The sequence below is a fragment of the Streptomyces sp. NPDC001502 genome (assembly GCF_042894785.1).
Classification (GTDB): Bacteria; Actinomycetota; Actinomycetes; order Streptomycetales; family Streptomycetaceae; genus Streptomyces; species Streptomyces kutzneri.
On sequence record NZ_JBIAVW010000050.1, the window covers coordinates 1 to 9,661 of the forward strand.

Genomic DNA, 9,661 nt, shown 5'->3' on the forward strand with positions numbered 1-9,661 from the left:
TTTCAGCGCCGATGGTACTGCAGGGGGGACCCTGTGGGAGAGTAGGACGCCGCCGAACAATCATTGTGGGAAAGCCCCGCACCAGCCCTTACGGGCTCGGTGCGGGGCTTTTCTGCGTTTACGGGCCGGAATACGGATTGCGGAGCCGGAAAACGCAGGTGAGCCGGCGTTGGTCCCGTCGTTAGGATCCCCGGCATGAGCGATGACCATGTGATCAGGGCTGTACGGGGCGACGAGTGGGAGAAGGTCAAGGAGCTGCGGTTGGTGGCGCTCCGGGATCCGGCCGCGGCCGTGGCCTTCCTGGAGACCGAGGAGCGGGCACTCGCCCAGGGCGACGAGTACTGGCAGCAGCGTGCCGCGGGGGCTGCCGAGGGGCGGGGTGCCCGGCAGTTCATCGCCGAGGCCGGTGACGGGCGGTGGGTCGGGTCCGTGACCGTGCTCATCGAGGCGCAGGGTGGCACCGACTACTTCGGTGAGCCCATCGAGCGGCAGCAGGGCCACGTGGTCGGGGTGTTCGTGCGGCCCGAGCAGCGGGGGAGCGGGCTGGTGGAGAGGCTGTTCGACGCCGGCCTCGACTGGGCCTGGTCGCTGGAGGCGCCGGTGACCGAGCGGGTGCGGCTGTTCGTGCACGAGGACAACCCGAGGGCGGAGAGCTTCTACCGGCGGTACGGGTTCGAAGCGAGCGGTCTGCTGATACCGATCGAGACGGGCGCCAAGGAGCGGGAGTACGTCTACACGCGGCCGGCCGGGCCCGGCGCGGACGTGTGAGGAAGGAAGAGGACGCTCCGGTCGAGGAGCGGTTCCTGTCGGTCGAGTGGCATGCCGACGGGACAGCTCTGGCGGCCTTCGGCCAGGGGCGCCGCTGGCGGCGAACGAGACAGCCGTGTTCCTCGGGTACAACCATGCGGACGTCCCGGATATGGATACGTGGGGAGCGGCCCCCTAGGAGAGGGCGGCTTCCGGCCAGCGGGAGCGGGCCTGTTCGCGGCTGCGGCACAGGGCGAGCAGGGGGAGCGTTCCGTCGGTCAGGAGTTCCGGGAGCTGGGGGATGGGGGCCACGGCGGCCACGTCGTCCAGCACCAGGGAGAGTGGTGGGTCGAGCCGACCGTGGGATGACCGTGCGGCCATGCGGCGGCCGTGCTCGACCACGTGAGAGGCGAGTGCGGTGAGCAAGGGCATCGCACCCGGGTGGGTGCGGGGATCCTCCAGAGCTTCACCCACCAGGTAGAGGGTGCCCCCTTCGGCGACGAATGATGCCAGGGCGAGGGCATCGGCTCGGTTCGGGTTGCAGGCCTCGCGGATGTGGATCGAGGTCAGGCAGGACAGGGCACGGGCCGTCAGGTTCTGGGCGAGCTCGCGGCGTTCGGGGTGCGCGGTGAGGGCGCTCTCCAGTTCGCCGGCCGCTCCGGGGGCGGCCTGGGGGTGGGTGCGCAGGACACGGACCGGGTCCTGGGCGCTGTTGCCCTGGGCCCAGCGGTGGAGCAGCTTGAACGGGCGGTCGTCCAGGGCGGCGGCCTGGAGCCAGCTGCGCAGGAGGGTTTCCGCGGTGTCGGCCACCGCCGCGTCCATACGGGCCTGGGGGCGCACGGGGGCCAGCAGGGCGATCGCGCGGGCGGCGGCGGTGTCGCGGTCGGCGCAGCCCTCGGCCGGGTTCCAGTGCATGCGGGCCGGGGTGTCGCACAGGTGGGAGGGGTCGTAGAGGAGGACCGGGCCGAGTTTGGCGCGGGCGTCCTTGGTCTCGGCCCAGAGGGTGGGGGAGGAGGTCACGATGAGGGCCGCCCCCTCGATCTCGGCGATGCGGTGGGCGGCTGTGCGGAAGCGGTCGTTCGGGCCGCCGTAGGTGATGCCGGTCGCAGGGGGTTCGGTGGCCGGGAGGGTGGTTGCGGCTGCCGGCGGCCGGGGGGCGTAGCCGAAGCCGTAGCGGTAGGCCTCGTCGGGCGGTGCGGTGGCCGTGGGTGCGGCGCCGTTGCCGGGGGCGCTGCCCCCGGACCCCCGCGCCTCAAACGCCGGCGGGGCTGTGTTGGCGGTCGGCGGGTTCTCCGTGAGGTGTCTGGCCAGGGCGCGGCGGGACTTGGTGCGGGCGATCACGCCGATGGCGAAGACGGTGAGGACGAACATCACCAGGAGCTGGCTGACGAACAGGCCCCAGAAGAGTCCCCAGCCCGACAGGGCCGCCGGGTCGGTGTCCGGCCAGGCGGCGGGGATGTCGTGCGGTTGCGCTATCAGGGCGCGGACGGCCCCCGGGGTCCGGGTGAAGGTGACGGTGTCGGGCCAGGTGCCGTGCGCGAGGACGGCCGCGAGGCCGGTGGCGGACCAGACGAGGACGGCGAGGCCCAGGAGGAAGGCCAGGAGGCCGACCAGCAGGCCGTCCGGGATGCCGCCGCCGCGTGCGGGGGGCTCCGTACGTCGTGCCTCGTGCATGGTCAGGCCACCGTGGTCGCGGATCCGGGGCCGCCGCGGCGGCGTTCGATGGACAGGGCCCTTTCCTCCGCCTCCAGTTCGGCGGCGAGCATGTCGGCGGGGAGGCGGGTGGGGGTGGAGGACTCGGTCATGGCGCGGTCGGTGAAGACGAGGGGACGTTCGGCTTCGGTGATCAGGTGTTTGACCACCTGGACGTTGCCGTTGACGTCCCAGACCGCGATGCCGGGCGTGAGGGTCGGGATGATTTCCACCGCCCAGCGGGGCAGGCCGAGGACCCGGCCGGTGGCTCGGGCCTCGTCCGCCTTCTGGGCGTAGATGGTTCTGGTCGAGGCCATCTTGAGGATGGCCGCGGCTTCGCGTGCGGCGGCGCCGTCGACGACGTCGGACAGGTGGTGGACGACGGCGACGAAGGACAGGCCGAGGCGGCGGCCGAACTTCAGCAGGCGTTGGAACAGCTGGGCCACGAAGGGGCTGTTGATGATGTGCCAGGCCTCCTCGACCAGGAAGATGCGCTTCTTCCGGTCGGGGCGGATCCAGGTGTGCTCCAGCCAGACGCCGACGATCGCCATGAGGATCGGCATCGCGATGGAGTTGCGGTCGATGTGGGAGAGGTCGAAGACGATCAGCGGGGCGTCGAGGTCGATGCCGACCGTGGTGGGGCCGTCGAACATGCCGCGCAGGTCGCCGTCGACGAGGCGGTCGATGACGAGCGCCACGTCGAGGCCCCAGGCCCGGACATCGTCTATGTCGACGTTCATCGCGTGCGCGGATTCGGGTTCGGGGTGGCGCAGTTGCTCGACGATGTCGGTGAGGACGGGCTGGCGGTCGCGGATGGTGTCGACGACGTAGGCGTGGGCGACCTTGAGGGCGAAGCCGGCGCGCTCGTCGAGGCCGTGGCCCATGGCCACCTCGATGATGGTCCGGAGCAGCGCGAGCTGTCCGGTCGCGGTGATGGCCGGGTCGAGGGGGTTGAGGCGGATCCCGTCGTCGTTGGCGGCGATGGGGTCCAGGCGGATGGGGGTTATCCCCAGCTGCTGGGCGATCAGGTTCCACTCGCCGACGCCGTCTTCGCCCTGGGCGTCGAGGACGACGACCTGGCGGTCCTTGAAGCGGAGCTGGCGCAGGACGTAGGTCTTTTCGAGGGCTGACTTTCCGTTTCCGGATTCGCCGAGGACCAGCCAGTGGGGGGCCGGGAGCTGTTGCCCGTAGAGCTGGAAGGGGTCGTAGATGTAGCCCTTGCCGCTGTAGACCTCGCGGCCGATGATGACGCCGGAGTCGCCGAGTCCGGGGGCGGCGGTGGGCAGGTAGACGGCTTGCGCCTGCCCGGTGGAGGTGCGGACGGGCAGGCGCGTGGTTTCGACTTTGCCGAAGAGGAAGCTGGTGAAGGCGTCCGTCAGGGCGGACATGGGATCTCGCATGGGCGGCACTTCCCTTCAGCTAGCGTCGGATGCCGGTGGCGAACGGCAAGGTGTTGACGAAGGCGCGGTGGTGCTCGCGGTCGCACCATTCCAGCTTCAGGTAGGACTTGCCGGCGGAGGCGCGGATCGTCCGCTTGTCGCGGGCGAGGGCCTCCGGGGAACGTGAGGACACCGTGATGTACCCGACGAGGTTGACTCCCGCCGCACCGCTGGCGAGATCTTCACCTCTTTGGTCGAGCCGGCCGTGGGCGGCGATGTCGCGGGGGTCGACGGTCCGGTTCATCTTGGCGGCGCGGGAGGCGTCGGCCTCGTCGTTGGTCTTCTCGGTGAGCATGCGCTCGATGGCGACCTCGGTGGGCTCCAGGTCCATGGTGACGGCGACCGTGCGGATCACGTCGGGGGTGTGGACGAGGAGCGGGGCGAGGAAGTTGACGCCTACGGGCGTCATCGGCCATTCCTTGACCCAGGCGGTGGCGTGGCACCAGGGGGCGCGGGTGGAGGACTCGCGGGTCTTGGCCTGGAGGAAGGTGGGCTCCACGGCGTCGAGCTCGGCGGGCCAGGCGTTGCGCTTGGTCATGGCCTGGATGTGGTCGATGGGGTGGTCCGGGTCGTACATGGAGTGCACGAGGGAGGAGAGGCGGCCCTGGCCGAGGGGCTGGCGGACGCGGATGTCGGCCTCGGCGAGGCGGGCGCAGATGTCGGTGAGCTCGCGGGCCATGACGATGGCGAGGCCGGCGTCGCGGTCGAGCTTGCGGCCCTTGTGGGGGGTGCCGGCGCGGGCGATGGCGTTGGCCTCGGCGGCGAGTTCGCGTGTGTAGTGCATGCAGGCGACGAGGTACGCGCGGTGCTGCTCGGAGGAGGTGGACACCATCGACTGGAGCTGGTCGTAGGAGTCGCGGAGCCAGCCGGGGGCCTGGGTGTCGCCGCGCTGGGCCACGTCCTTGGCGTGCGCGTCGGGGTCGGCGGGGAGGGTGCGGGCGAGCATCTGGAGGCGGGTGACGAAGCCGTCGCCGTTGGCCACGTGCTTGAGGAGGGTGCCGAAGCGGTCGACGAGGGCTTCTTGGTCCTCGCTGTCGCGCAGGCCGACGCCGGGGCCCTCGATCTCGATGGCGGCGGTGACGGTGCGGCGGTCCGCGTGCAGGAGGACGGCGATCTCGTCGGGGCCGAAGGGGGCGGCGAGCCAGTTGATGCGGCCGATGCCGGGGGGCGGGCCTACCTCGACCTCGCGGCCGTCGGAGCCGCGGATGCCGGCCTCCATGGCGCCGGAGCGGTAGGTCGTACCGCGGCGCAGGGTCCGCTTGTAGCTGCGGCTGATCTCGAACCAGCGGTAGAAGGTGCGGCCCTTGTACGGGACGTACACGGCGGCGAGCGCGATCACGGGGAAGCCGGCGAGGCTGACGATGCGCAGGGTGAGGTCGGGGACGAGCAGTCCGCTCATCATGCCGAAGAACGCCCCGGCGATGATCAGGGCGATCTCGCCGGTCTCGCGGTTCTTGCCGACGATCGCGTTCGGCCGGGCCCGGCCGATGAGATACGTGCGGCGGGGCGCGACCGGGTGCAGCTGGTGGGACTGGGTCGTCAACGCCCGTCACCTCCTGTGTTCCTCGTGCTCGAACTCGTGCGGGGCGGGGGTGCGGCGGAGGGGACAGATCCGCCGCCGGCTCCGCCGCCGGAGGTGGGTCGGCTGCTGTGGGCGGCCACGCCTCCGGAGAGGGGGTTGGCGGGGCGGGGCGCGTTGTTGCCGCCGCCGTCGCCGCCGCCGCGGTGGGAGCCGCGGCTGCTGTGGGTTTTGATGCCCTGCGAGACGAGGGAGGCCGGGGAGCTGATGACGGCGGCCGCCTGGGCGCCGTCGGTGGCCTTGGTGCGGTTGGAGCGGGCGGAGGCGATCTCGTCGCCGAAGCCGGGGACGAAGCGGTAGATCATCGCGGAGGCGAAGATCGCCAGGAGGATGATGGCGAGGCCGGTGACGACGGCGGAGAAGGCGTTGGGGCCCTTCTCACCGGTCAGGGCGCCGGCGAGGCCGAGGACGATGACGATGACCGGCTTCACGAGGATGACGGCGATCATGATGCCGGCCCAGCGGCGGACGTGGCCCCAGAGGTTGCGGTCGACGAGCCCGGAGTAGACGACGACGCCGAGGAGGGCGCCGACGTAGAGGAGGGCGGCCCGGATGAACAGCTCCAGGTAGAGCACTCCGGCGGCGAGGACGGTGACGAGTGCGACGACGATCAGCATGATCGGGCCGCCGCCGATGTCGTCGCCCTTCTTGAGGGCTTCGGAGAAGGAGCCGAAGAAGACGTCGGTCTGGCCGCCGGTGGCGGAGGCGATGACCTCGGTGACGCCGTCGGTGGCGGAGACGACGGTGTAGAGGATGAGGGGGGTGAAAGCGGAGGCGAGGACGGTGAGCCAGAGGAAGCCGATGGCTTCGGACATGGCGGTGGTGAGGGGTACGCCGCGGACGGCGCGCTTGGCGACGGCGAAGAGCCAGAGGACGAGGGTGAGGATGGTGGAGGCGGCGAAGACGACGGAGTACTGCTTGAGGAAGGCGGGGTTGGTGAAGTCGACTTCGGCCGAGCCCTTTACCGCTTCGCTGAGCTTGGTGACGATCCAGGCGGCGGCGTCGGCGCAGCCGCGGGCCAGGGAGGCGAGGGGGTTGAGGGCGTCTCCGCCGTCGCTGGGTGCGAGTCCCGTCCCAGGGGTGCCGCCGGATGTGCCCGTTCCGCTCTGGCAGTACTGCTTGGAAGGGCCGTCGAGCAGTGCGCAGGGGTCAGCGGTCGCCTGGGGTGTGGCGGTCGGCGTCGGCGCCGGCACGGGAGCGGCGTGGGCGCGGGTGGCCAGGGTGAGCACGGCGAGGTGGGCGGAGGCGATCAGGCCCAGCCGGGCGGGGAGCCGGAGGCTAGCGGGCATAGGTGAATCCCCCGAATTCCTTGATGGCCTTGCTCATGTCGTCCGACGTCGAGACAGGGACATCGCCGGGAACGGGGGCGGGCCCGTCCTGCTGGGTGTCGTCGATGACTCTCCAGCCCTCGCCGACCCAGCTCAGTTCGAAGGTCCAGGTCTTCCAGAGAGTCCGCACCGGGTCGGTGGACTTGGGACCGGACATGCCGATCAGACCGGTGTACCAGACGGCGATCTTGGCCGTGGCCGGCGTGTAGCTCTCCACGCGGGTGCCGATCGGGACGGTACGGGTGACGAAGGTGCTGCCCTGCGGGGCGTTGCCGTTGGCGTCGAGCCCGAGCTTCGCGAGGAAGTCGGCCGAGTAGGCCTCGTCCTGCGGGCCCTTCAGGCGCGATGCCACGTCGGGTGCGTAGATCCCGTCCACCAAGGTGTGCCGGGTGTTCTTCTTGAACATGCCGTCAGAACCCAGCGCCACCGCGAAATTGGCGGCGGCCGACTGGGCTCCCTGTTCGTCGTGGGCGAAGCCCTTGGGGATGCCTGCCGATGTGCCCGTCACCGGGTCCGTGCCCGTGGCCGCCGTGGAGGAGTCCGTCGGGGGTTTGTCCGAGGCGGGGTCCGCCTTGGTGTCCGGGGCAGAGTTGGCGAAGGCGATGGCCGCGATCAGGAGGACCACCACGCCGACCACGGTGATCAGGCTGCGGGAGGTGCGCGGGGTGCGGCGGGTGGGGCCGTAGGGGTCGGCCGGGGCGTCCGGGAGGCGGGTGCGGGTCTGGCCGGTGCCGCCGACCTCGCCGTAGCCGCCGGCGCCGCCGTACTGGTCGTCGTTGCTCATTGCCTGTCCGCCCCCTCCGCGTCGTACGACGGTAGCGCTGGTTCCCGCGTGGATGTGGTGTGGTGATGCGTCATCAGCTACGGGGCCCGGCGCGTGACCCGGCTAGACGGCCATCCCGTAGACGATCGTGAACAGCGTCCCGAGGGAGCCGATGATGAAGACTCCGGTCAGCCCGGCCACGATCAGGCCCTTGCCCTGTTCCGCGCTGAACGTGTCGCGCAGGGCGGTCGCTCCGATGCGCTGTTTGGCCGCGCCCCAGATGGCGATGCCCAGGCAGAGCAGGATCGCGACGGCCATGACCACCTCGATCATGACCTTCGCTTCGTTGCCGAGACTGCCGAAAGGCCCCCAGTTCGGGGCGATTCCGCCGATGATGGTGGTGATGTCGCCCTTTTCGGCTGCCAGGATCATGTAACTCACCGCCCCTGTATGGGTAGTTCCGGAAGCCCCTTGCCCGACGGCAGGGGTTACGCACTATCTTCGCTGATGAAACCGCCGCCGTCGTCGACTTGACGGCTCTCTTTACCCGATCTCGCGGCCCGCGCTCCGCTTCCGCGCTCTGACCTGGGCAGGGGCGGTGTGTACGCGCGAGAACATGCGGTCACTCTGTGTATCACGGGGGGTGACGCCGGGCAATGATTGTCGTCTCGGCGTACGGGGGGTGGGGTGAGGGGCCGCCGTTCGGAGCAGTGGCGTGGCGTGTCGTTGGGCCGGCCTGCCGACATGCGTCCGATCCTCTTCCGGTCGTTTCATCGGTGCGCGGGGGCGTGGCGGTGGGGTTGTCAGTGGGGTGCGGCAGGCTGGGGAGCATGACGACTCCATGGACTCTCGCGGACCTTGAGGCGGCCATCCGGGCGGGATGGTCGGCCGAGACCTGTGAGCCCTCCGACATCACGAAGATCCCCTGGACTCCGGAGAATCCGGGCTGGGGGCACTGTGACATCACCGCCCTCGTGGTGCAGGACCTGGTGGGCGGGGACCTGATGCTGGGCGAGGTGTTCCACGACGGTCGGCAGGAGGGCTACCACTGGTGGAACCTGCTGCCCGGGGGGATCCGGATCGATCTGACGCGGGAGCAGTTCCGGCGGGGGGAGACGGTCACGCCGGGGCGGATCGTGAAGCGGCCGGGCGGGCGGTTGCGCAGGAGGTGGGAGGAGTACCAGCTGCTGCGGCAGCGGGTCATCGACAAGCTGGGGCCGTTGCCGGGGGCGATGGTGACGCAGGACGGGCGGCGGCTCGCCTATACGGACTTCGGGGGGCCGGGGGCGCCGCTGCTGGCGCTGCACGGGCACTTCGGGGAGGGGGCGGGGGCCTTCGAGCGCCTGGCCCGGGAGCTGGGTCCGGCGTGGCGGGTGATCGCCCTGGACCAGCGGGGGCACGGGAGGTCCGACCGGGCGGCGGAGTACACGCGGGACGGGTACGTGGCGGATGCGGCGGCCCTGCTGGAGCAGCTGGGGCTGGGGCCGGCGGTGGTGCTGGGGCATTCGCTGGGCGGGGTCAACGCGTACCAGCTCGCGGCGCGGCGGCCGGATCTGGTGCGGGCGGTGGTGGTCGAGGACATCGGGGCGGTGGTCGACGGCGACCTGGCGTTCGCGCGGGAGTGGCCGAGACGGGCCGCGACCCGGGCCGGGTTCCTGGCGGGGGTGGGGAGCGCGGCGCCGCACCTGGAGGGGTCCCTGCAGGAGTATCCGGACGGGTGGGGGACCGCGTTCGAGGTGGAGGACATGGTGGAGTCCCAGCGGGGGCTGAACGGGGACCACTGGGGGGACTGGCTGGGGGTGCGGAAGCCGACGCTGCTGGTGCGGGGGGATCGGAGCGGGGTGCTGTCGGCGGAGCATGCGCGGGAGATGACGGTGCGGAGGGCGGGGGTGCGGTTGGTGGAGTTGCCGGCGGGGCATGCGGTGCGGGTCGGGGACCCGGAGGGGTTCTTCGCTGCCGTGCGGGGGTTTTTGGCGCGGGTGTGAGGGTGTGAGGGTGTGCGGGGCGGGCGGGGCGGGTGCGGCGCCGTTGCGGGGGGGGGGGCCCCCCCCCCCCCCCCCCGCGGGCGGCCCCCGCCGGGGGGGGGGGGCGCGGCCGCCCCCGCCCCCCCCGG

General features: G+C 71.4%; 8 protein-coding genes. 2 read left to right on the plus strand and 6 right to left on the minus strand.

All coding sequences use genetic code 11. The features are described from left to right. Positions 1-195 precede the first annotated feature (195 nt). On the plus strand, positions 196-768 hold the full coding sequence (locus ACFY0D_RS40055) for a GNAT family N-acetyltransferase (protein WP_390802787.1): 573 nt from the start codon (positions 196-198) through the stop codon (positions 766-768). Between the two features lie 174 nt (positions 769-942). On the opposite strand, the gene ACFY0D_RS40060 is transcribed toward ACFY0D_RS40055, so the two are convergent. The 6 genes from ACFY0D_RS40060 to ACFY0D_RS40085 all read right to left on the minus strand — a co-directional run bounded on the left by ACFY0D_RS40060 (position 943) and on the right by ACFY0D_RS40085 (position 7,980). Beyond that, entirely contained in the window at positions 943-2,421 is a 1,479-nt protein-coding gene (locus tag ACFY0D_RS40060; RefSeq protein WP_390802788.1) for a type VI secretion protein, read from the minus strand. Between the two features lie 2 nt (positions 2,422-2,423). Then, positions 2,424-3,839, minus strand: coding sequence for an ATP-binding protein (locus ACFY0D_RS40065; protein ID WP_390802789.1), 1,416 nt, complete (start codon positions 3,837-3,839; stop codon positions 2,424-2,426). Positions 3,840-3,858: 19 nt separating this feature from the next. Continuing rightward, on the minus strand, positions 3,859-5,421 hold the full coding sequence (locus ACFY0D_RS40070; RefSeq protein ID WP_390802790.1) for an SCO6880 family protein: 1,563 nt from the start codon (positions 5,419-5,421) through the stop codon (positions 3,859-3,861). Beyond that, on the minus strand, positions 5,418-6,746 hold the full coding sequence (locus tag ACFY0D_RS40075) for a hypothetical protein (protein WP_390802791.1): 1,329 nt from the start codon (positions 6,744-6,746) through the stop codon (positions 5,418-5,420). Before ACFY0D_RS40075 ends, ACFY0D_RS40070 begins: the two co-directional genes overlap by 4 nt. After that, the gene (locus ACFY0D_RS40080) at positions 6,736-7,569 is read right to left on the minus strand and encodes a hypothetical protein (protein ID WP_390802792.1); all 834 of its coding nucleotides are present in this window, start codon (positions 7,567-7,569) and stop codon (positions 6,736-6,738) included. The genes ACFY0D_RS40075 and ACFY0D_RS40080 overlap by 11 nt, the downstream gene beginning before the upstream one ends. 102 nt (positions 7,570-7,671) lie before the next feature. Then, positions 7,672-7,980 carry a hypothetical protein gene (locus ACFY0D_RS40085; RefSeq protein WP_008742356.1) on the minus strand — a complete coding sequence of 103 codons (309 nt, stop codon included), beginning with the start codon at positions 7,978-7,980 and terminating at the stop codon, positions 7,672-7,674. A gap of 398 nt (positions 7,981-8,378) precedes the next feature. On the opposite strand from ACFY0D_RS40085, the gene ACFY0D_RS40090 reads away from it, so the two are divergent. After that, the gene (locus tag ACFY0D_RS40090; RefSeq protein ID WP_390802793.1) at positions 8,379-9,533 is read left to right on the plus strand and encodes an alpha/beta fold hydrolase; all 1,155 of its coding nucleotides are present in this window, start codon (positions 8,379-8,381) and stop codon (positions 9,531-9,533) included. Positions 9,534-9,661: the final 128 nt, after the last annotated feature.